This window comes from Paenibacillus glucanolyticus NBRC 15330 (assembly GCF_004000885.1).
GTDB classification, from domain to species: domain Bacteria; phylum Bacillota; class Bacilli; order Paenibacillales; family Paenibacillaceae; genus Paenibacillus_AQ; species Paenibacillus_AQ glucanolyticus.
Map to the genome: position 1 here is coordinate 57422 of NZ_BIMC01000024.1, position 22465 is coordinate 79886.

Below are 22465 nucleotides of genomic sequence, written 5' to 3' on the forward strand. Positions count from 1 at the left end.
GCAGCTTACAAACCTAACAATTCCAATGGGTTTCAATCCGTTCGTTTACACGGACTTCAACGTTTCCAGCATCTCTATATAATCATCCGCAATCGATTCCCCATCAATCAGTAGGTCCCCGATGGTATCCATTGCGGCATCATTGATCTCATCGAGCAATAGCGCCGGCATGGAGCCGGCTTTCTCCGCAATCCGCTGCAGCCCCGGGCGGTTCGGACCATCCTTGAGGGCATGGAGAACTTCCAGGTGGATGGCACTCAGACGCTCTGCGAGCTCCTGCCATTCCTCATCCTCGACCTCCCATTGCCACGACTGCTCTTCTACTGCAAGCATCCCTGTAGGCATTCCGGTGTGCACGTCATTCTCTACGGGGTGCGGGTCCAGACCATGGATAACTCCAGCTTCAGAAGAATGCTCTTCTCGTGAACCCATGGATTGCATCAAGCTATCATCAGCGCTCCCTGACGACTCCATATAGCAGCCTTCAGCTGCTCCTAATTGGGACTTTGCTTCTGGTTGCTTCACTTCTAGCGTATTTACGGAACTAGCGATGTCATCTGCATCATCCGATTGTTCCCGCATCTCGATGGAGTCGAGCTCATAAGGATCTGCATCAAAATCCATCACGGCCTGGAACACGTCCGGTTTCTTAGGCGCGGATCTGGTGGCGGATCGGCTCCTGGAAGGCGTTTCGGTCTTAGGGCTATCTTTTGTAATAGAGCCTGCATCGTCCAAAGGTACTCTTGGCGCTCGCGTCAGCTCGCGCTGGATCACTTCAGCGCGCTGTCCAGCTTCCTCCGTAAGCAGCATATCGCGGACCTGGTCCGATTCCCGCTGTAACCGGCGCAGCTTCCCTGTGTCGATCTGAACCTCAGGCAGGCTCTGCTTGCGCTCGGCCTCCATCTGCTCCTGAATCTCTTTTTTCAAGTAACGGGTGATGATCTCTTTCACTTCGGGCTCAACCACATCCGCGCCGCGCAGCCTTCCCTTGAAGCCTCTCAGCTCTCGCAGCTTATTCTCGGTCAAGCGGACAAGCCCGGTTATATAGGAACGCAAAGGAGCGTACTCGCTTAACGACACCACCGTCAGCACGACGGTGCGCCCGTATAACCCGTGATCGTACACCGCGCTGCGGAATAAATGCCGCTTTACCTGACGGGGCCGTGGCTGAAAGCGGTCGATGAAGCGCTGACCCTTCATTTTGGCTAAATAGCTGTCCACGAGCGCAATCACCTTCGGGGCGTACCGTTCCAAGTCCTTGCGGCCATTCTCCTGGTAAAAACGGCTCTTCTCCACGTCATAATCCAGCAGTTCCAGCAGCAGATCCCATGTCAGCTCCACCGGCTGGAGGGAGAACCGGCGCTTCCATTCCTTCTCTTTCAGCTCAGCGGATAAAACGCGCGGAAAGCGCTGGTACGTCTCCCGGATCGGCATATCCAGGCCATGCACGATCATAAAATCATATAACCACTCCCGCAGGTACGTATCCAGCTTGGCATAGCGCTTGCGGTATGCGGTCCACGTCTGCTCCATCCATTCGTACCCTTGGAGGGGATCACTCCAGCCTACGCCATGGATCAGCTCATAAAAATACACAAATAAATAGGATAAGTCCGTATCCGGGTATCGCCCGGACCTGACTTCCTCCCGCCAGTAAAAATACCATTTGAACTGGTCGCTGGTCATTTGGTCGTAGGTCGGCCAATAGCTTTTGAAGGCTACAAAAGGGGTCTCCCCCTCCACATGCCATGCGAGCTCCCTTGCCTTCTGCACGAATTGCTGCTCCTTGGTCACGTAGCGGAAGTCCTCGCCCCAGTTCATATCCAGCGACTGCTGCGGCTCCACGATTAAGGGCTTCTTCGTTGGGACAGCAGGGTCAACTGTTTCCTGCACCTGATTCAGCGTATCCGGGCGCTTGTCCGGCAGCGAAACATCCTGCTCATCACCGGCCAGTTCGAATTCGGCAAAACGAATCCCCTGATCGTTCACGTGCGTAGTATGTCTTATTGAATTTATGTGATTGTCGTTGTTAGGCTTATCATTTTTCATCAAACATGAACCTCCGTCACAACTTCAATTATACCATTTAACCGAAAGGGTCTACCCGATTTTCACATGTTTCTCATCTGTATTATAATGGACGGAATGATAGTCTAGCGAATGACTTTACTGCTGAAAGGACCTTCGAATGAATAAATGGCTAAAAGCACTCTTGTTTCTAGTGGGCGCAGCTTTTCTGACGAGACTGATCCCCTTCTCCTCCTGGTTCCGTATCCTGGATACGATGATCCACGAGCTGGGGCATGCCGTGATGACCCTTATTATGTCAGGGCGGGTACTTAGCATTGAGCTGAACCCCGATCATAGCGGCGTTACCTATTCCATGCTGGCTTCAGGCGGGTGGAGCCCGATTGTCGTCTCGCTTGCAGGCTATATGTCCGCATCCCTGTTCGCCATTCTGATGTTCTACGGCTACGCCAAGAAAAAACAGGCCGCCGGCCTGATCACCATTACCGTGCTTGCCCTCATCATGATTATTTTCTTCGTTCGCACCGGCTACGGATTATGGTGGCTGATTATTTTTATGATCGTGAATCTGATCTTTTATTTTCTCGGCGAGAAGATCCGCAATTTCTATTACCTGCTGCTCGCCTTTCTCGTACTCGAAGAATCCGTGGTCGGTCCGCTCACCCTCTTGACCATGGCGTTGACCCAGCCCAATCAAGCAGGCGACGCCTCCAACCTGGCTAACTTGACCGTGCTCCCGGCCTTCGTCTGGGCGCTGCTGTTCCTGCTGTTCTCCCTGTGGTGCGCAAAGGTGGCGCTGCAGCTGTTCTGGAAGAAGCGGTGAGGGTGAAGGAAGGTATATAGATTAAGCCAGCGTTATCCAACATGTGGATGGCACTGGCTTTTTTTATAGCGACTTTTTACTCATATGGATCTAAGGGTCACAATTCACTGCGCTTTGGAAGAGGATTAACTCCCTCATCATGGAAATTGTATAAATCAAAATAAACAAATAAAACCTATAAAAGCGTTATAAAATGAGCTATACTGAGGTAAGAATAAGTAAGGAGTCGTGCTGCGAACACGACTCCAGAGTACAATAACTGCAAAAAGAGCAGTCGGCCACGAAAGATAGGTCGAAAAATAGACCGTTACCTTAGGCAGGGCGGTCTATTTCTTTTTCATGTAGGTGAGCAATGCCAGAATGAACATGCCGAACATGAACATTAAGGAAAGGAAAGTGCATCTTTGACCTCCATGGGCATCACCTCCCTTCTGGGAGATTAGCCGACCGCCTTTATAAGCCGTATATTGTACTAGAAAATTATAACATAACGAAGACGATCTAATACGCAAACAAGCATAAAATACGATAAAAGAGTAATGAAAAAAGACTATATAAGGCAGTATATACCAATCACCCAAACCATTCTTAGGACATAGAACTCCATAAAAAATGGGCAACCCAGCAAGTAGTTCCACTACTGGCAGGTTGCCTATTTTCTATTTATACTTCACACGAATTAATTATCGCAATCTCTGACATAATCCAATTAAGTGCCTGAAAACTGAGTGACATCCTTCATCCTTCAACTACCACTCTCACCGACACCGCACCAACAAATCGATCGGATAGCGGCCTGCATTCCGTCCATACAGACTGATGCCGCCTTCCTCGGCCCGCAGCTCCAGTCGGAAGCTGCGCTTGCGGTCAAGCTCTGCCGAAAGTCTTCCCGGTACCTGAGCTTGGCACAGGTATCCGTACGAACCGGCCTCTTCCAGAAGGTTGTTGACCGGCTGATAGTGCCACGAGAGAACGCCTCGGCAATCGGCAGGATCATCCGCGAGCACAGCCTCGCCGATTTTGACATCGTCTACCCAAACAGATACACGCGATTCATGCAGCTCTTCATCCGTCATATAGTAAGTGCTCGGGTTATACTCTACATCCGCCGATGCCCCATGCATGAAGTCGATGCCGTGACTGCGATGCCGCGCACCCTCGATATTTCGTGCCAGCAGTCGCTTGGCGCCAGCCTCAAAGAAAATCTCGATATCGCGAATCAGCAGCAACTCCTCACGGTCCGGCAGCTGCACGTCATAGACGAATCGTCCCTCTCCGCCGCCGTTCACTTTGGCTCCTTGAAGCGCCTCCCACATATAGGTGAAGCTTTGCTCACGGAATGTGTTGACCGGAATGCGTACCGTTCTGGCTTCCGCTCCACCATTGCACTGCTCCTCTCCGCCGCGCACGTCAAACGTCGTGAAGTTGCGCGTCACGACTCCGTTCGCACCATTCAGGAGACGAACGCCGAGTATCGCAACCGCATCGGTCTCCGGCATGCGAAGCTGCAGTTCGGTCAGCGGCGCCACACCGTAACCGTCCCATGCGACCTCCAGGGATCCTTGATCAGCCACGACCTTCGTACCCAACTGGTCATAGGATAATTCCCAGGCAAGGGTAAGCTTCTGTCCATGATATTGATCGGAATAACTGGAACGCTGCAGCGGTATGGATACTGCGGCTCTTTGCTCCAGCGTCTGACAAGGCGGTGCGTCAATGACAACGAAATCCGGCGTGTGCAGGTCGGCTATCGTCATACCTGGCACAAAGTCCTCGTATCCGAATTTTTTATCCGTACCATCAAGACGATAATAGCCGTTGAATTCGTTCGTGACATCACGGAATTCCGTAAATACAAAGCCGCACAGCTTATCATGGCGCCGGAATTCGTTGAGCATGTAACGGTAATGCCATGCCAGATCGCTGTCCCCGGCTCCTCCGTCAATTCCCCACACATTACCACATTCGCTGTTCATGAGCGGAGCGTCACCCTGCTGATTGCCGCCGATATAGTTATGTTCGGAACCCGGATGCGTCTTCTGAACAATCTCCTCGATATGATTCCGCAGCGGTTCATACCCGTTGATGTAAAAATGCCAGGTGTTAATATCCGTTTCCACATGATCATAAGCGCAAGGCGAATTGTCTTCCACGATCCGGGTCGGATCTAGCACCTTGGCCCATCTGTACTTCTCCCGCACCCATTCCTGCGTATCCGGGAGATAATATCGATGCTGTCCTTCTCCCCCGGTCAGGCCGGCGGATTCGCTGTCCGTGCGCAGCCCCCAAGTTTCGTTAAACATCACCCAGGAAAAAATAGACGGATGATTCCGGTCCCGCTCTATAATTTCAAGCGCCTCGCTCTCGTAGGCTGAGCGTGCCGTCTCATCCGGGTTGCCCCAAAAACACGGCATATCCTCCATCACCAGAATGCCGAGTTTATCCGCCCAATACAGCTTGCGGGGCTCCTCCGGCTTAATATGAATCCGCACGAAGTTCAGTCCAAGCCGCTTCATGAGATAGATCTCGTCCTGCATCTCCGTATCCGTCGGGTAGGTGAAGAACCCGGTCTGATGATAGGACTGGTCCAGCGTTCCGTTTAAATATACCGGCTTCCCGTTCAATGTGATCCAGCGGTACTCCCGACCGTCGAACTTCGCCGTCCCGATCTCGCGTATCCCAAAGTAAGTATGCACGACATCATCCCCGGCGGAACCCGACAGAGTCAGCTGCCCTTCATACAGGTGCGGCGTTTCAGGACTCCACAGCTGCGGATCGTTAACCTGGAACACGGTAGTGCGCTCATTAATCCCTTCTGCCAGCTCCCACTCCACCTGATGAGTAATGGAACCTTCTTCAAAAGAAAGATGAAGTGTCGCTGTGCCTGCTTCATGCGCCTGAATCCTGGATTTGAGTTCGACCTGACCATCGAGGGAAGTTATGAAGGTTGCTTGCTCCATGTAGGTTTGCGGCCGGGCCTCCAGCCAAACCGGCTGCCATATTCCCCGAATCTCTCCATAACCCTGCTTCCCGCGGGCCTGATAGTTATGATCATAGTCCTCTGCACGGACCACAAGAATATTGTCTTGTTCCGCATTCCAAACCGTAGTCACATCAAACTCAAATGTTCCGTACCCGCCTTGATGCGAGCCGACATGCTTGCCGTTAACCCATACATCGCACAGATAATCCACGGCGCCGAACCGCAGGAAGATTCGAGACTGCTTCTCGGCCGGCTTCCACTTCACGGAACGTCGGTACCAGCCGACACCCTTTACATCACGCTCAATACCGGACAATGGGCTTACCCAGGAGAACGGCACCGTAATTTCGGAATCAAAACACCGTGCATCGCCCGCTTGCAAGGAAGTATATTCATCCTTGCCAGCATGCTGCTGATTATCATCGGATCCTTCCGTTTTCAGCTGGAACGACCACTGACCGTTCAGATTTAACCAATCTCTCCGCTCATAATCGGGTCTCGGGTACTCTGGGCGTGGAATTTCCGTACGGATGGGCGTTGCTACAGGAGACTTCATGAAGCGAACACAACCTTTCCTTTTTCTAAATTTGACCCTATTCTAGCACCTGTATATAATAATTGCAATGTACATTATATTTTTACAATATATCGAATTTAGTGTACACTTGGAGTCACTATATCTCTTCAGTAAAGGAAGGGGATTATGAACGAATCGAAGCTGGAAACCAACCGTTATCCGGCATCCCGGATCGTGGAAGTAGCCAAAGCCTTATCCAGTGATGTCCGTGTGCGCATTCTTGAAGCGCTTGGTGATAAACCGATGAGTGTCGGTCAATTGGCCGAAGCGCTTGGGATTGCGCAGCCTACGGTATCCATTAATGTCCAGATGCTGGAGCAGGCGGAGCTGATCGTCTCTTCGCAAGGTGCCAATAGGGAAAAAATCTGCGCCGTTACCTGCCGCTCCATTTTTCTCGAACTGCCCGCAAAGCCGGGCGAGGGGCTGCAGCGCACGGAAGAGATCCACATGCCGATCGGCATGTTCTCCCACTGCTCGATCGAGCCTACCTGCGGCATGGCGGCTCGGGATGGCTCTCTGATCGGATCGCCTGACGATCCGCGCGCCTTTTACATGCCGGAACGAACAGAGGCCGCGCTGCTCTGGTTCTCGGGATCCGGATATATCGAATATTATTTTGCCAATCCCATGCCGCCTGGAGCCGCTCTCGATGAACTGCGCATCCGTGCGGAGCTCAGCTCCGAAGCGCCTTCCTTCCAGCAGGATTGGCCATCCGATATAACCGTCAGCATTAACGATCTCCCTGTAGGCACCTGGAGAAGCCCTGGCGATTTTGGTGATCGCAAAGGGAAACTCACGCCGGATAAATGGAGAAGCGGCAGTGAATACGGCATGCTGACGGAATGGCGCGTAACCGCAACAGGCAGCCAAGTCGACGGTCAAGCGGCAGGCGCGACCACCATAGATTCGCTGGGACTCGCCTTCAACCGGCCGATTCGCGTCCGCTTTGAGGTGAAGGAAGACGCCGAATACCCGAACGGCCTGAATCTGTACGGTTCGGGTTTTGGGGATCATCCGCAGGATATCACCCTGTCTTTTGTGCGGTATACGGAAGCCTGACAGTTGATGCTGCCGGAAAAACTAACGTGAAGCACATCTGCGGTAGGGATGACCTTGTAGTGACAGGTCTCGTTCTGGGGCTATACCAACACGGAGCATCCCGCAGCCAAGATGATGCAAAAAACAAGCCTTGGCAATCACAACATTGGCCTGTAAACATCGCGGACGGTTCAGCCTCACCGTGTATCCATGGCTAAATTCAATCATTTTTCTTGGGCTCAACCCCAACCTGAATAAAAGCTATTCCATGTCAACCCCTGGGCTGGCCTGGGAATAGTCTTTTTTTCTTTTAGTTATTTCCCAAAGTTTATATTTACATTTCTATAAAAATAGATATAATAAGCATATGGATACCATACAAACCATCAAAGCACTATCAAACGAGACCCGGTTTAAACTTCTGGAGTGGCTGAAGCATCCGGAGGAACATTTTGATCCGCAGAAGCACATGCCTTCTACATGCGATTTTCAGGGCGGTGTCTGCGTTGGCTCCATTTCAGAGAAAACAGGGCTTGCACAGTCGGTCGTTTCTGGCTACCTGGTCAAATTGCAAAAGGCAGGTCTGCTGGAATCCAGGCGCTCGGGCCAGTGGACATATTACAGACGTAATGAGGAGGGTATCGCGCGTTTTATCGAACAACTCAAGAAAGAGCTATAGGCTTAAACGAGCATTAGCACCATAAAGAAAGCCTACAAGCTCTTTCTTTTCATTATATATATCTATTTTTATGAAAATGCAGAAAAACATATTAGAGATATTGGAGGATTCCATACATGAGCAACCAAAATCAAAACACCCGATCCACCGAGGCTCTTTTCGAGCCTTATACAATCGGAAACCTGACTCTTTCATCCCGCGTGGTGATGGCACCCATGACCCGCGGCTTCTCCCCGAATGGCGTACCGGGCCCGAATGTGGCGGCTTACTATCGTCAGCGTGCAGAGAATGGCGTCGGACTAATCATTACCGAAGGAACGCTGATAGACCACCCGGCAGCTACCGATAACCCCAATATACCTAATTTCCACGGTGAAGCCGCATTGAACGGCTGGGCCGAGGTCGTCCGTCAGGTTCATGAGGCTGGCGGCAAGATCATGCCGCAGATTTGGCACATCGGCATGACCCGTCCGGTGGGCGCCGAGCCAAACCCGGAGGCACTTCCGATCGGACCATCCGGACTTGACCTGGAAGGCAACCTCGTCACTAAGCCGATGACCATAGATGAAATCAAACAAGTCATTCAAGCTTATGCGGATGCTGCTGCGAATGCCAAACGTATTGGCTTTGACGGTGTAGAAATCCATGGTGCCCACGGATACCTGATTGATCAATTCCTCTGGGAAAGAACGAACCAGCGTACCGATGAGTATGGAGGAGACATGCTGAAGCGTGCCCGCTTTGCGATCGAAGTGGTGAAAGCCGTACGTCAAGCGGTAGGTCCGGACTTCCCTGTTGCCATCCGTCTATCCCAGTGGAAGACAACCCAATACGAAGCTAAGCTCGCAGATACGCCTGAAAAACTGGGTCAGTTGTTAACCGCGCTGTCGGACGCAGGTGTCGATATATTCCACTGCTCGACACGCCGCTTCTGGGAGCCTGAATTCGAAGGCTCTGAGCTGAACTTTGCCGGTTGGGCTAAGAAACTGACAGGAAAAACGGTCATCACCGTCGGCTCTGTTGGCCTCGATGAAGTGTTTACCAGCCTCTTTACCCAAGGCAAGGGTGCTGGTCACAAGGACATCGACGAGCTCTTGAACCGCCTTGAGAAACATGAATATGACCTCGTTGCCGTAGGTCGTGCTCTCCTGGCTGATCCGCAATGGGCTGCCAAGGTACGCGACGGACGTTTCGACGAGCTTGAGCCATTCACGCCGGAATCCTTGAATACCCTGGTTTAATGCTGTTCTGGCCCCTATAGACCTGGGCTGCATTAGGCCTTCGAAATATCCATCAGAAGCCGGAAGAGGACCGCAGTCTTCTACCGGCTTTTTTTGCTGTGTACATAAACAAAGACCAAGCTCTCCCAGGAGAGTTTGGTCTTCATGTATTACATCATCTATTACAATAGGGAATTTTCGCCAAGTGCGTTCACGATCACGCCCGCTAACGTTGAGGTCAGCGTGGTAGACACATTGCTTAACACGATTACCGCGATTTCTTGATCCAGCAGCTTTAGATAGGAAGCCGTGTAACCGTTAATCCCGCCATGATGGAAGGCCATGGTCCGGTTGGCCCGAATGCTTGCCCTATTCCAGCCATAACGGTAAGGCTGCTGCCCGTCCCAAGAGAATAGCTTGACCGTCATATCGCCGGACAACAGCTTCCCCTCATCCAGTGCACAGTTAAGCATATGCAGATCTCTAGCGGTAGAGACAATGCCCCCGGCCGAATAAGCGTTGGACATGTCGAGGTACGAGCGTTCCGCAGTTCTCCCTCCGCCGTCATCTCATAAGCGCTCGCTCGGTTAGATAAGATCGAGCTGGATTCAAGGGCGGAATCCTTCTTGCCCGCAGGGCCGAATATTTCCCGTTCCAGAAAATCGGCGTACGTGGAGCCGCTGACGGTTTCGATAATTTTGCCTAACAGAATGTAGCCGGAGTTCGAATAACTGAAGTTCGTCGGAACCTCTGACTCCATGGGAAGAGAGTATATCCATTCCACAAGTTCATCAATTGTATGCTTTTGAACCGATATACGCACCGCCTCACAGCCCTCGTCCAAGGTGCCTCCCTTGCCTTGCCTTGCCTAGCCTTCCCCACCCACACCCAAAAGCCCAGTTCATGCGACCAGGCTGAACTGGGCTATCTTTGCTCCCCAGCGATGGCTGCAAAAGGCTGCACACCTCCCTCATGCTCAGGTGCGTATATCGGTGGAGGAGCAACGCGTTCGCCTTTAAAATCGGGAAGCCTCCTCACCCTAATCCATCCAGCTTCCCGATTTTAACAGCGACCGGAGCCGATATTCGCACCGCCCCACAGCCCCCATCCAAGGTGCAGCCTTCCTTGACTCTTCGACATCGCCCAATGACACGCAAAAAAGCCCAGCTCCCAAAAAGCAGGAGCTGGGCTTTCTTCTATTTCAATTATTTTTGCTTCAAGTTGTAGAACGACTTCAAGCCGTTGTATTGAGCAAGTTCGCCCAATTGATCTTCGATGCGAAGCAATTGGTTGTATTTTGCCACACGGTCGGTACGGGAAGGAGCACCCGTTTTGATCTGACCTGCGTTGGTTGCCACCGCGATATCAGCGATGGTGCTGTCTTCGGACTCACCGGAACGGTGGGAGATAACAGCCGTGTATCCTGCGCGTTTTGCCATTTCGATCGCATCGAATGTTTCAGTCAATGTACCGATTTGGTTAACTTTGATCAGGATGGAGTTACCGATACCTTCGTTGATCCCTTTTTCCAAACGCTCGGTGTTGGTAACAAACAGATCGTCACCCACGAGTTGAATTTTGTTGCCCAATTTCTCGGTAAGCAGCTTCCAACCTTCCCAATCGTCCTCGGAACATCCGTCTTCGATCGTAACGATTGGATATTTGTCTACCCAAGAAGCGAGCAAGTCAACGAATTCTGCAGGCGTGAAGGATTTGCCTTCGCCTTCCAGAACATATTTGCCATCTTTGAAGAATTCAGTGGAAGCTACGTCCATACCGAGCAATACGTCTTCACCTGGCTTGTAGCCGGCTTTTTCAATCGCTTCGATGATGGAAGTCAATGCATCTTCGTTAGAAGTAAAGTTAGGAGCGAAGCCGCCTTCGTCACCAACCGCCGTGTTCAGGCCTTTGCCTTTCAGAACGGACTTCAGGTTGTGGAAAATTTCAGCGCCCATGCGAAGTGCTTCTTTGAAGCTAGGTGCGCCAACAGGCAATACCATGAACTCTTGAACGTCCACGTTGTTGTCTGCATGAGCACCACCGTTAACGATGTTCATCATAGGAACTGGAAGCTGTTTCGCGTTGAATCCGCCAAGGTAAACATACAATGGGAGATCCAGAGCGTCTGCAGCAGCGCGAGCTACAGCCATGGATACAGCCAGAATTGCGTTTGCACCCAATTTGCCTTTGTTCGGAGTTCCGTCCAAAGCGATCATCAATTTATCGATGCCGAGTTGGTCCAAAGCGTCCATGCCAATTACTTCAGGAGCAATGATTTCATTCACGTTCTCAACAGCCTTCAGAACGCCTTTGCCCAGGTAACGGGATTTGTCCTCGTCGCGAAGCTCAACGGCTTCGTGAATACCAGTGGAAGCACCGGATGGAACGATAGCGCGACCGATCGCACCGGATTCCAGGTATACTTCAACCTCTACGGTTGGGTTGCCGCGGGAGTCAAGGACTTCGCGTGCATATACGTCAGAAATAATAGTCATGTGTATAGTCTCCTTTAAATGTTATGTTTACGTTCCATTATGAACGACTTACTTCCGTGCTGCAATCATGGAGGTTCCCGTCATTTCGTCCGGCTTCGGCAGACCCATCAGATCGAGAATCGTTGGTGCGATGTCGGCAAGAATGCCGCCTTCACGCAGCGTTACGTTCTCATCCGTTACGATGAACGGAACCGGGTTCGTGGTATGCGCTGTGAATGGACGCCCATTCTCGTCAAATACCATGTCCGCATTTCCGTGGTCAGCGGTGATCAGAACAACCCCGCCTTTTGCCAAAACAGCCTCGACAACCTTTCCAACACATTCGTCTGTGGTTTCAACAGCCTTGATTGTTGGCTCCAGCATACCGGAGTGACCTACCATGTCCGGGTTCGCAAAGTTCAGGATGATCGCATCATGCTTATCCGCTTCGATCTCTCGCACACAAGCATCCGCCACCTCATAAGCGCTCATCTCCGGCTGCAGGTCATACGTCGCGACCTTCGGTGAATTGATCAGTACGCGCGTTTCGCCTGGAAGCTCCACATCGCGTCCACCGCTGAAGAAAAACGTCACGTGTGGATACTTCTCGGTTTCCGCAATACGCAGCTGCTTTTTGTTGTGCTGAACCAGCACTTCACCGAGGGTGTTGTCCAGATTCTTCGGCTTGTAGGCTACGAAGCCTTCCACCGTCTCGCTGAACAACGTCAGGCAGACAAAATGCAGGTTTTGCGGGAACTTCGGTCCACGTTCAAAACCGCGAAAATCATTGTTCGTAAACACTTGGGACAGCTGAATCGCACGGTCAGGACGGTAGTTCAGGAAGATAACGGAATCTCCGCTCTCCACCAGGCTTACCGGCTCGCCCTCACCGTTCACAATCACGGTCGGTTCCACGAATTCATCATAAACCGATTTCTCGTAAGATTCGGTGATGGCTTTCAGCGGATCCGTGTATTGAGGTCCTTCGCCGTATACCATAGCGCGGTATGCTTTCTCGACACGATCCCAACGCTTGTCACGGTCCATCGCATAATAACGACCGGAGAGTGTAGCGATTTGGCCAACGCCCACTTCTTCAATCTTCGCGATCAGATCCTTAACAAACTGCTTGCCGCTGTCCGGTGCCACGTCGCGTCCATCCATGAAGCCATGGATGTATACGTCATGGAAATCTTCCTTCTTGCAAAGATCCAGCATCGCAAACATATGCTCAATGTGACTGTGCACGCCGCCGTCGGACACAAGTCCGTACAGATGCAATTTCTTGCTGTTGTTCTTAGCTGCGCGAACGGCTTCCACCAACGTATCGTTCTCGAAGAATTCTCCTTCACGAATCGACTTCGTGATGCGAGTCAAGTCCTGATACACAATCCGGCCTGCGCCAATGTTCAGGTGACCCACTTCGGAGTTCCCCATTTGACCTTCCGGCAAGCCAACAGCTTCGCCGCAAGCGGTCAATGTTGTGTTCGGGTATTGCTTCAAATACCGGTCGTAATTGGGTTTGTTCGCTTGAGCGACCGCATTACCCACATCGGTGTTGCGAAGCCCGAAACCGTCCATGATGATCAGAGCTACGGGTCTTGGAGCTGACATCTACTTCGCCCCCTCAACGAGTGCGATGTAGGAAGCCGGTTGTAGACTTGCACCACCAACGAGCGCGCCGTCGATGTCGCTTTGTCCCATATACTCCGTTACATTTTCAGGCTTCACACTGCCGCCGTATTGAATACGCACCAGTGCTGCGACACTTTCACCATACAGGCCTTTTACGAGTTCGCGGATATAAGCGATTACTTCGTTAGCGTCCTCAGCTGTTGAGGATTTGCCTGTACCGATAGCCCAGATAGGTTCGTAAGCAATAACAACATGAATGGCTTGATCAGCAGGAATACCTGCGAACGCGGCTTCAGTCTGTACTTTGCACACGTCTTTGGTTTGGCCTGCTTCGCGTTCTTCCAGCTTCTCGCCGACACATACGATCGGAAGAAGACCATGACGGAACGCCGCATGTACTTTCTTGTTCACGATCTCATCGGTCTCTGCAAAATACTGACGACGCTCGGAATGTCCGATAATGACATAATCCACGCCCAGATCCTTCAGCATCAAACCGCTGATTTCGCCTGTAAAGGCACCATTATCTTCAAAATGAAGATTTTGTGCACCAATTTTGATATTCGTGCCCTTTGCAGCTTCAACCAGAGCAGGAAGAGTGGTGAACGGCGCGCAAATTACGCTTTCCACGCCTTCAACTTCTGCTTTGCCTTTTACATCTTCGAAAAATGCGGTTGCTTCCGGAACAGTTTTGAACATCTTCCAGTTACCCGCTATGATAGGTGTTCTCACACGATTCACTCCTTTATTCCCCCCGAAGAGCCGGGGTTCAAACTTCATCCACTTGCTACCCTCTTATATCATAAATCTATTTATCGTTCAGTGCCACAACACCAGGAAGTTCTTTGCCTTCCATGAACTCAAGAGATGCACCGCCGCCTGTGGAGATGTGGTCCATCTTGTCAGCCAGACCGAATTTCTCAGCTGCTGCAGCAGAATCGCCGCCACCGATAATCGTGTAAGCTTCCGTTTCCGCACAAGCTTGTGCAACTTCACGAGTACCGTTTGAGAACGGAGCGATTTCGAATACGCCCATAGGACCGTTCCACACGACAAGCTTCGAGTTTTTGATCACTTCTGCATACTTGGCACGAGTCTTAGGACCGATGTCAACGCCTTCCCAGTCTGCTGGAATGCCGTCGATGCCAACAATCTTTGTATTCGCATCTGCGCTGAACTCGTCCGTAACCACGATATCTTCCGGCAGGTAGAAGTTTTTACCCAGCTCTTTGGCTTTCTCGATGAAACCGAGCGCAACATCAAGCTTCTCTTTATCGAGCAGAGATTGACCGATTTCATGGCCTTGAGCTTTGAAGAACGTGTAAGCAAGTCCACCGCCGATGATGACATTGTCAGCAAGCGTAAGCAGATTGTCGATCACGTCGATTTTGTCTTTAACCTTCGATCCACCGATGATCGCGGTAAAAGGACGATCCGGATTCGAAAGGGCTTTGCCGAGAACGGACAGCTCTTTCTCCATCAACAATCCCGATACAGCCGGAAGATGATGAGCAATACCTTCTGTCGAAGCGTGCGCACGGTGAGCAGCACCAAACGCGTCGTTCACGAACAGATCAGCAAGCTCTGCGAACTGCTTCGCAAGTTCCGGATCATTCTTCTCTTCACCAGGGTAAAAACGAACATTTTCAAGCACGAGCACGTCGCCGTTTTGCAGCTGGTTTACTTGTGCTTTTACTGCTTCCCCTACCGCTTCATCCGCTTTGGCTACCGGTTTGCCGAGCAATTCGGACAAACGTTCGCTTGCCGGAGTCAGGCGCAAAGATTCAACGACCTCTCCTTTGGGACGACCCATGTGGCTGGCCAGGATAACTTTCGCTCCTTGCTCCACCAGGTAGTTGATCGTCGGCAAAGTCTCACGAATACGAGTGTCGTCTGTAATTTTACCATCTTCGAGCGGTACATTGAAATCGACGCGGACAAACACCCGTTTGCCGCTTACTTCTACATCACGTACACTTTTCTTGTTCATCTCCACGTTCCTCCTAAGAAAACTATTCTCCTCACCGACAGCATGCAGTTGCTCCCGTTTCTCTCTCTATCGTCTCACCAGCGCCCGGATATGATCTATTCTTCCCAGTGCTCTGGCATGAAACAAGTAAAAACCATGAACCAAAGAGGAGACCCGTGAACGGAACTCCTCTTCGATTGGATGGCTAGATCAATTACAGACCTTTGCTTGCGATGTAAGCAGCGAGGTCAACGACACGGTTGGAGTAGCCCCACTCGTTGTCATACCAGGAAACGACTTTCACCATGTTGTCGCCAACTACCATAGTGGAGAGCGAATCGATAGTGGAAGAAGCCGGGTCACCATTGTAGTCGCTGGATACAAGCGGCTCATCGGAGTAGTTCAAGATGCCTTTCAGTGGGCCTTCAGAAGCTTCTTTCAGCGCACCATTCACATCTTCAAGCGTAACGTTTTGGGACAGTTCTACTACGAGGTCAGTTACAGAAACGTTCTTCGTAGGTACACGCATCGACATGCCGTTCAGCTTGCCTTTCAGGTGTGGCAGTACGAGACCAACCGCTTTAGCAGCACCTGTTGTGGATGGAATGATGTTCTCAGCAGCTGCACGAGCACGACGCAGGTCTTTGTGCGGCAGATCAAGCACTTGCTGGTCATTCGTGTAAGAGTGAATAGTATTCATCATACCTTTCACGATACCGAATTTCTCGTCAAGAACCTTAGCGAAAGGAGCCAAGCAGTTCGTTGTACAAGAAGCGTTAGAGATGATGGTGTGGTTAGCAGCATCGTATTTATCTTCGTTAACGCCCATAACGATGGTGATATCCTCGTCTGTAGCCGGAGCGGAGATGATAACTTTCTTAGCGCCGCCTTTCAAGTGAGCGGAAGCTTTGTCTTTCGCTGTGAAAATACCAGTGGATTCTACAACGATTTCTACGCCGTACTCAGCCCAAGGCAATGCTTCAGGGTTACGCTCAGCGAATACTTTCACTTCGCGGCCGTTTACCACAAGTGCGCCTTCTTTAGCTTCTACTTGTGCGTCAAGTCTGCCGTGAGTTGTGTCATATTTCAAAAGGTGTGCCAGTGTTTTCACGTCCGTCAAATCGTTGATTGCCACGATTTCAACTTCGCTGTTGTTCAGCGCAGCGCGGAACACGTTACGTCCAATACGTCCAAAACCGTTAATACCTACTTTAACCATGAGTAGTTCCCTCCATATTTGTAAAATTTATATATTCAAGATTGACCATAAGATCAATCAAGACAACAAGGTTTATAAAAACTGTGCTGCTCTAAATTTCTGGACTCAATCAAATGGCGGCATCGATTTCCTTCTCAAGCTCCAACGCTGCCGCTTCATCCGTCACGAGGATGTCCTCATGTCCGAATTTCAGCACGGCGTGAATCGCTTTGCCCTTGCCTTGGCCGCCGGCAATGCCGATGATCGTCTCTGTTCGCATAATGTCCTCAAGCCGAAGTCCGAGGGTAAGCATCTTATGCACAACTTCGCCTTCTTCGCTGAAATAATAGCCGAATGATTCAGCAATCGCGCCATCTGCCTGCAAGTTCTGAATGGAGCCTTCATCCAGCTTGCGTCGTCTCGCCATCTCCATCGCGTCGCCGATGCCGTGTATAATGACCCGGCAGCGCCGAATTACATCCACAATCTCCTGGATATGCTGATCCTGAACAAGAGACTGATAAGCATCCTCGCTTAGCAGATCAGGCACATGGAGCAAACGGTATTCAGCCCCAACACGCTTTGCCATCTTGGAAGCAATGGTGTTCGCTTGAATCTCCATACTCTCTCCGAGGCCTCCGCGCGCAGGCACAAACCACGTGCTTCTGAGCGGTCCGCCACCAGGCAATGATGACATCTGCTCCGCCACTTCAGCGAGTGTAGAGCCGCCTGTTACGGCGATTGTATCTCCATCCTCCACAAAACTGAGCAGCGTCCTTGCGCCGGCCCGGCCAAGCTCACGTTTGACTTCCGGAGATGACTCACTGTCACCGGGAATAATGACCACTTTACGAAGCCCATAAGCCTGACGGATCTTCTCCTCCAGCTCAACCAGTCCGAACAACTCATTCATGACCGGTTCAAGTTCCTCAACCAAGCATAATCCTGCACTGCTGATTCGCATGCCAAGCGTCTCAATCTCGATCAGCCCCTGCGCTTTCAGAAGATCAGTCTCTGCCCTGAGGACACGCTCGGTCATCGAGAGTGATGAAGCCAGCGTTCTTCGGCCAACCATTCCGGACAACTTGATCTGATGAAGGATGGAATACCTTCGTTTAAGAGTGTTCATCAGATCCGGCAGAAGTTGCTCTTGTATTTCTAATAGGTTACGCATGCATTCCACTCCTGCAAACTTCGTCTCGGCTCTCCTCTATCGGGCCGTAAAATGTCCCAGTTAAACTTTTTGAGTCCCACCTTTATTCTAACCAATAATCACGCCCGTTGCAAGTGTCCGAAAGTATATTTCTCTGCCCCAGCCATTCTTATACATTATGGCCAAATGCAAGCTTGTCTATATAGTAGGAACAAAGTTTTGTCCGCTATTGTATTTTCGAAATAGATGCGGTATAATCAACTTCGTTGCTAATTTTTTAGATATCAGAAAGTATATACATCGCAGAGTGTGCTTCCTGATATCGCAAGAAAATCTACCGCTAAACGCGGTCTGTCTTCTTTGAATGTACGTCGATAGACCTTTTTATTATGCGCCCGTGGTCCAATGGATATGACGTAGGCCTCCGGAGCCTGAGATCGAGGTTCGATTCCTCGCGGGCGCGCCATTTTTACTTTTTCTATATACTGATTACCCCAAAGTGCCCATGACGGCTCTTTTTTTTACCCAATAGTTTGACTTTCTTTGACTTTTTGATTTAAATTGTTTATCATGTGGGTAATACGGTAACAGTATTTATATGAGGTACTTAAGAGGAGGTTTTCCACGTGAGTTTTATACCTATGGTCGTTGAACAAAGCAACCGCGGTGAGCGGGCGTACGACATCTATTCCAGATTGCTGAAAGACCGCATTATCTTCCTCGGCTCCGACGTAAATGACGTGGTCGCCAATTCCATCATTGCCCAAATGCTGTTCTTGTCGGCTGAGGATCCCGAGAAGGATATTCATCTTTACATCAACAGCCCAGGCGGTTCCATTACCGCAGGTATGGCGATATTCGATACGATGCAGTTCATCAAGCCGGACGTTTCGACGATCTGTGTCGGCATGGCTGCTTCCATGGGCGCATTCCTGCTGAATGCAGGCGCTAAAGGCAAACGTTATGGTCTGCCTAACAGCGAGATCATGATTCACCAGCCGCTCGGCGGCGCACAAGGTCAGGCCACGGATATCGAGATCCGTGCTCGCCGCATCCTCAAGATGCGCGACAAGCTGAACCGCATCCTGTCCGATCGTACCGGCCAACCGCTGGAGCGCATTGAGAAGGATACCGATCGTGACTACTTCATGACGGCTGATGAAGCCAAGGAATATGGTCTTATCGATCAAGTACTGGAAAATACACCACCGCAGGGACTATAAAAGAATGCAAGCAAAGGGCAGGCGCCGTTATCCGGTGCCTGCCCTTTCTTATCCTCTGGATTATTCATTGAAGACTTCGAGTACTAAATCGTGAGAGTATCCCCTCCGGTCGCTGTTGAAATCGGGAAACATGAATGAACAGATAAGGAGGTTTCCCGATTTCAAAGGCGAACGCGATGCTCCTCCGAGGATACTCTCACTTCGGTACGACTCTTTTCAATAAAACATAAAGAAGGTAAGAGCATCCCCCTCCTAAAAGACCTGCCTTAACTTGTGGGGAGGGGAATAGAGGAAAACCTATGTAGGGTTCCTTGCAAGGGTAATTGGTTGCGCACAGCCTAATGTGCTCCCCTCACTCTCTGCGTCCATAAACGGGTGGCATCCGATATCGTATAGGGCGACTTATGGCATTTTACCCCCGGACCATGCACCGTGCTCACAGGGAGCAGTGCGCACGGTGTACAAACCATATAAGGCACCATCGAGGCAAGCCTCTCGATAAACACAAAAATCCCTTGATCGCAGGAAGCGGGAGGATGCTCCACGCCCGTTATCAAGAGATTTTTCGCAACTAGTTCCAGCACAGTGTTACATCAGGACAACATCATGTATCTAAACAAGCTATAGTATTAAAAATGATTTCAGCTAATACAAACTGATTGATCGAGTCTTACTTCCATTCCTTCAGCTTGAACTCAAACTCAGGGAATCCATAGGCATACGCCGTGTACTCATAAAGCTGGAAGTACAGTACCGCCGCGTTATCCTTCACATAGAAGTCGGCATCGGCAGGCACTCCCTCAAAACCGCCGAGATAACCTCCCTCTTTCTTCAGCTTGCTCAGCACAAGGTTGTTCATCTTCTGCTTGTTCTTGCCCTGCATGTTGATGAAATCGCCCAGCTTCATTTGCTTTCCGTCCTTCAGTGAGAAGGTGAAGCTCTTGCGGAAGGTCATGCCATGAGCACCGCCCGTGTACGAATAATCGTACGCCGTAATGCTCAGGATGCCATCCTGATTGTAATGAACTACATAATCACCGCTGAATTCATACGGAAAATCTGTTCCCGATGGCGGGAGTGTGCCCACATTTCCTTCAGCGCCCGTGATGACGCCGGATGCATTTTCTTTTAGTACTTTGTTGATCTCTGCCTGCACCTCAGCATTACCGAGGCCACTGATAACCGGATAATTCACAACGGCATCAACGCCTTGAATTTTCTTTTTCAGCGCAGTCGATTTGATTTGAATGTCGTTTTGCTTTTTCTGCGTCATGCTGAGTGTTTTCAAGGAAGGATTCCACTGTCCCTGAACTCCCATATATTCGCTGATCGTTTTGAACGGCATATACAGACGACCGTTGATAATCTGTCCGCCTGGCTCACCAGCATAAGCTCCGTTCACCAAAATACCGATTTCACTCGCATCATATACGACGGCGCTCAACTTGTTATATCCGTTACCCAGCGTGTAGGTCCGATTCTTCGCATCATATTTAAGAGGCATTCCCAGACCATCCCGTAAAGCGGTTGCCGGAACATAGGTTACCCCATGCAGCACGATGCCCTTCTGTGATAAGGTTTTGCCATTCCATTTCAATACAACTTCATTCTTCGACGATTTTTGACTGGCGGAAACGGATGCCTTAGAGGTGCTTGCATCGATCACCTGTCCACTCAAACCAAGACTGCCAAGCAGGACACTAGTTGCAATTAAGGATGCACATACACGAAATTTAGGATTCATATTAGAATTCCACCTTTGTTAAAATAAGTTTCCGTTAGTTGTTACTCTATTACCCTCATTCATTATAAGGAAAGCTTTCAATCTATTGGTAACAAAGTCAATGACAATTTTGACTCCATGCTAAAGGACCTATACATTCTTGCTTATCTTTCAGTATGGGCCTCGTTATACTAATGAACACAAAACAATGGTGTCATGCGCCCGTAAACATGAACATTTCACGGACCCGGACAACGTACACCAATGGAATGATGAGCAATACCCCCAAGTGCTCCTTCAATGTTTATCAACAGTAAGCGCAAGGGGCTTTTTCTGGAAAACATCCAGTCACAACCACTGCAAATATATAGCTAAAAGCAGCAAGCAGCCAGAGAATTCATACTGTCTTTATCCCGACTTGTTTAAACCCTTCAGAATCCATATCAAAATGGCGTATTTCCACTCTTTATATATAACAATGAAAAGACCCCGTAAGTTACGGGAAAATTCGTATAAGCGATCTTCTACACCAATTTATAGGTCTTAAGATTCAATTTCTATAACATAAAAAAACCTGCCCCCTTGAGGGGCAGGTTTTCTATATTACAGTTATATGAAGAAATATATTTTTCTTATCGACCGCTCTTCAGCTCGGTCCACAAACGATCGTAGATGGACAGGGAATCGCCGACATTGTCGAGCCATTCGGTACGACGCAGCTCCTCTTCCGTCAGGTTGATCATGGTATTGGCGCGATATTCCTCGCTATGGAATTCCATCGCTTTGGTGTTCGGATTGCTGTATCCGATAAATTCATAGTTCTTGGCGCTGACTTCAGGCTCCAGCATGAAGTTAATGAATTTCTCGGCGAGCTCCTTATTCTTCGCACCTTTAGGAATCGCGTAGTTGTCCGAGAAGATGGTCGCTCCTTCTTCAGGCACGACATATGCCACATCCGGATTCTCCGCCGCGATAAACGCCGCGTCTCCGGACCAAACCGTAGCAATCCAGCCTTCTTCCTGAATCATCTTCTGCTTGATATTATCCGTATCAAATGCAAGCACGTTAGGCAGCAGCGTCTTCAGCTCATCAGATGCAGCGATAATCTCCGCTTCATCTTTACTGCTGTTGGATTTCCCCTGCTTCTTAAGTGCCATGCCAATCATCTCCCGGTTGTCATCCAGAAGCAGGACTTTGCCCTTGTATTCCGGGTTCCAGAGATCTCCCCAGCTTTTGATCTCGTCTTTCACGTACTTCTTGTTATATGCAATTCCCGTTACACCGGACGTGTAAACGATCGAATATTTATTGCCCGGGTCATAAGAAGGATCTTTAAACGTATCCGTAATATTGACGAAGTTCGGGATATTATTCATCTCAAGCGGCTCAAGCAGCTCCGATTCAATCATGGTTTTCACCATATAATCGGACGGCTGAATGAGATCATAACCACTGCCGCCAGCTTTGATCTTAGCCAGCAGATCTTCGTTGTTTGCATAATTGTCGTAGGTTACCTTCACGTCAAACTTCTCTTCGAAGTCCTTCAGCACCTCAGGGTCGAAGTTGTCAGCCCAGCTGTAAATATGAAGAGTTTCCTTATCCGAGCCGCAAGCAGCCAGGAGTCCTACAGACAATACTGCAACCATACCTGCCATCAGCAGGCGGGTCCATCTCGATTTGTTCAATTCAATATCTCCTCTCTTTCCACTTCCATATTCTATTCGAAAAAAGCGTTCGTATCG

At 50.1% G+C, this 22465-nt stretch carries 17 protein-coding genes, 1 tRNA gene and 1 pseudogene; 6 read left to right on the plus strand and 13 right to left on the minus strand.

The features are described 5' to 3' along the window. Nucleotides 1–45: 45 nt before the first annotated feature. Entirely contained in the window at nucleotides 46–2049 is a 2004-nt protein-coding gene (locus PGL02S_RS24580) for a TerB N-terminal domain-containing protein (RefSeq protein ID WP_036644290.1), read from the minus strand. A gap of 139 nt (nucleotides 2050–2188) precedes the next feature. Between PGL02S_RS24580 and PGL02S_RS24585 the strand changes: the two genes are divergently transcribed. After that, the gene (locus tag PGL02S_RS24585) at nucleotides 2189–2851 is read left to right on the plus strand and encodes a M50 family metallopeptidase (protein ID WP_006207595.1); all 663 of its coding nucleotides are present in this window, start codon (nucleotides 2189–2191) and stop codon (nucleotides 2849–2851) included. A 326-nt stretch (nucleotides 2852–3177) separates the two neighbouring features. Here PGL02S_RS24585 and PGL02S_RS28930 read toward each other — a convergent pair whose 3' ends face one another. Together PGL02S_RS28930 and PGL02S_RS24595 are read right to left on the minus strand one after the other, a co-directional pair. After that, nucleotides 3178–3489, minus strand: a complete 312-nt coding sequence (locus tag PGL02S_RS28930) for a putative holin-like toxin (protein ID WP_255308668.1) — start codon at nucleotides 3487–3489, stop codon at nucleotides 3178–3180. A gap of 120 nt (nucleotides 3490–3609) precedes the next feature. After that, entirely contained in the window at nucleotides 3610–6390 is a 2781-nt protein-coding gene (locus PGL02S_RS24595) for a glycoside hydrolase family 2 protein (protein WP_036644288.1), read from the minus strand. Between the two features lie 147 nt (nucleotides 6391–6537). Here PGL02S_RS24595 and PGL02S_RS24600 point away from each other — a divergent pair, with 147 nt between their 5' ends. The 3 genes from PGL02S_RS24600 to PGL02S_RS24610 all read left to right on the plus strand — a co-directional run bounded on the left by PGL02S_RS24600 (nucleotide 6538) and on the right by PGL02S_RS24610 (nucleotide 9369). Further along, complete coding sequence (locus tag PGL02S_RS24600) at nucleotides 6538–7470, plus strand: ArsR/SmtB family transcription factor (protein WP_036644285.1); 933 nt, start codon at nucleotides 6538–6540, stop codon at nucleotides 7468–7470. Between the two features lie 346 nt (nucleotides 7471–7816). Continuing rightward, a complete protein-coding gene (locus PGL02S_RS24605) occupies nucleotides 7817–8128 on the plus strand; it encodes an ArsR/SmtB family transcription factor (RefSeq protein WP_006207592.1) in 312 nt (103 codons plus the stop codon). A 116-nt stretch (nucleotides 8129–8244) separates the two neighbouring features. Further along, nucleotides 8245–9369 carry an NADH:flavin oxidoreductase gene (locus PGL02S_RS24610; protein WP_036644282.1) on the plus strand — a complete coding sequence of 375 codons (1125 nt, stop codon included), beginning with the start codon at nucleotides 8245–8247 and terminating at the stop codon, nucleotides 9367–9369. A 161-nt stretch (nucleotides 9370–9530) separates the two neighbouring features. Here PGL02S_RS24610 and PGL02S_RS24615 read toward each other — a convergent pair. The 8 genes and pseudogenes from PGL02S_RS24615 to PGL02S_RS24650 form a co-directional block, all read right to left on the minus strand. After that, nucleotides 9531–9878 (minus strand): annotated as a pseudogene (locus tag PGL02S_RS24615) (serine hydrolase); the annotation flags it as partial. Beyond that, nucleotides 9773–10171, minus strand: a complete 399-nt coding sequence (locus PGL02S_RS24620; RefSeq protein ID WP_167666159.1) for a serine hydrolase — start codon at nucleotides 10169–10171, stop codon at nucleotides 9773–9775. The pseudogene PGL02S_RS24615 and the gene PGL02S_RS24620, both read right to left, overlap by 106 nt. Nucleotides 10172–10553: 382 nt before the next feature. Then, nucleotides 10554–11843 carry a phosphopyruvate hydratase gene (eno, locus tag PGL02S_RS24625; RefSeq protein ID WP_006207587.1) on the minus strand — a complete coding sequence of 430 codons (1290 nt, stop codon included), beginning with the start codon at nucleotides 11841–11843 and terminating at the stop codon, nucleotides 10554–10556. Between the two features lie 48 nt (nucleotides 11844–11891). Continuing rightward, on the minus strand, nucleotides 11892–13436 hold the full coding sequence (gpmI, locus tag PGL02S_RS24630) for a 2,3-bisphosphoglycerate-independent phosphoglycerate mutase (protein WP_006207586.1): 1545 nt from the start codon (nucleotides 13434–13436) through the stop codon (nucleotides 11892–11894). Next, the gene (tpiA, locus tag PGL02S_RS24635) at nucleotides 13437–14189 is read right to left on the minus strand and encodes a triose-phosphate isomerase (protein ID WP_006207585.1); all 753 of its coding nucleotides are present in this window, start codon (nucleotides 14187–14189) and stop codon (nucleotides 13437–13439) included. A gap of 76 nt (nucleotides 14190–14265) precedes the next feature. Next, entirely contained in the window at nucleotides 14266–15447 is a 1182-nt protein-coding gene (locus PGL02S_RS24640; RefSeq protein ID WP_006207584.1) for a phosphoglycerate kinase, read from the minus strand. A 193-nt stretch (nucleotides 15448–15640) separates the two neighbouring features. Beyond that, nucleotides 15641–16645: a type I glyceraldehyde-3-phosphate dehydrogenase gene (gap, locus tag PGL02S_RS24645; protein WP_006207583.1), complete on the minus strand. Its 1005-nt coding sequence runs from the start codon at nucleotides 16643–16645 to the stop codon at nucleotides 15641–15643. 109 nt (nucleotides 16646–16754) lie between these two features. Then, nucleotides 16755–17798 (minus strand): sugar-binding transcriptional regulator, encoded by a 1044-nt coding sequence (locus PGL02S_RS24650; RefSeq protein WP_006207582.1) that lies wholly within the window; start codon nucleotides 17796–17798, stop codon nucleotides 16755–16757. Nucleotides 17799–18168: 370 nt separating this feature from the next. On the opposite strand from PGL02S_RS24650, the gene PGL02S_RS24655 reads away from it, so the two are divergent. Together PGL02S_RS24655 and clpP are read left to right on the plus strand one after the other, a co-directional pair. After that, nucleotides 18169–18243, plus strand: a tRNA-Arg gene (locus PGL02S_RS24655). 160 nt (nucleotides 18244–18403) lie between these two features. Continuing rightward, complete coding sequence (gene clpP / locus PGL02S_RS24660; RefSeq protein ID WP_006207581.1) at nucleotides 18404–19000, plus strand: ATP-dependent Clp endopeptidase proteolytic subunit ClpP; 597 nt, start codon at nucleotides 18404–18406, stop codon at nucleotides 18998–19000. A gap of 670 nt (nucleotides 19001–19670) precedes the next feature. On the opposite strand, the gene PGL02S_RS24665 is transcribed toward clpP, so the two are convergent. Continuing rightward, nucleotides 19671–20744: a PdaC/SigV domain-containing protein gene (locus PGL02S_RS24665; protein WP_006207580.1), complete on the minus strand. Its 1074-nt coding sequence runs from the start codon at nucleotides 20742–20744 to the stop codon at nucleotides 19671–19673. 611 nt (nucleotides 20745–21355) lie between these two features. Further along, entirely contained in the window at nucleotides 21356–22408 is a 1053-nt protein-coding gene (locus PGL02S_RS24670) for an ABC transporter substrate-binding protein (protein WP_036644278.1), read from the minus strand. Nucleotides 22409–22465: the final 57 nt, after the last annotated feature.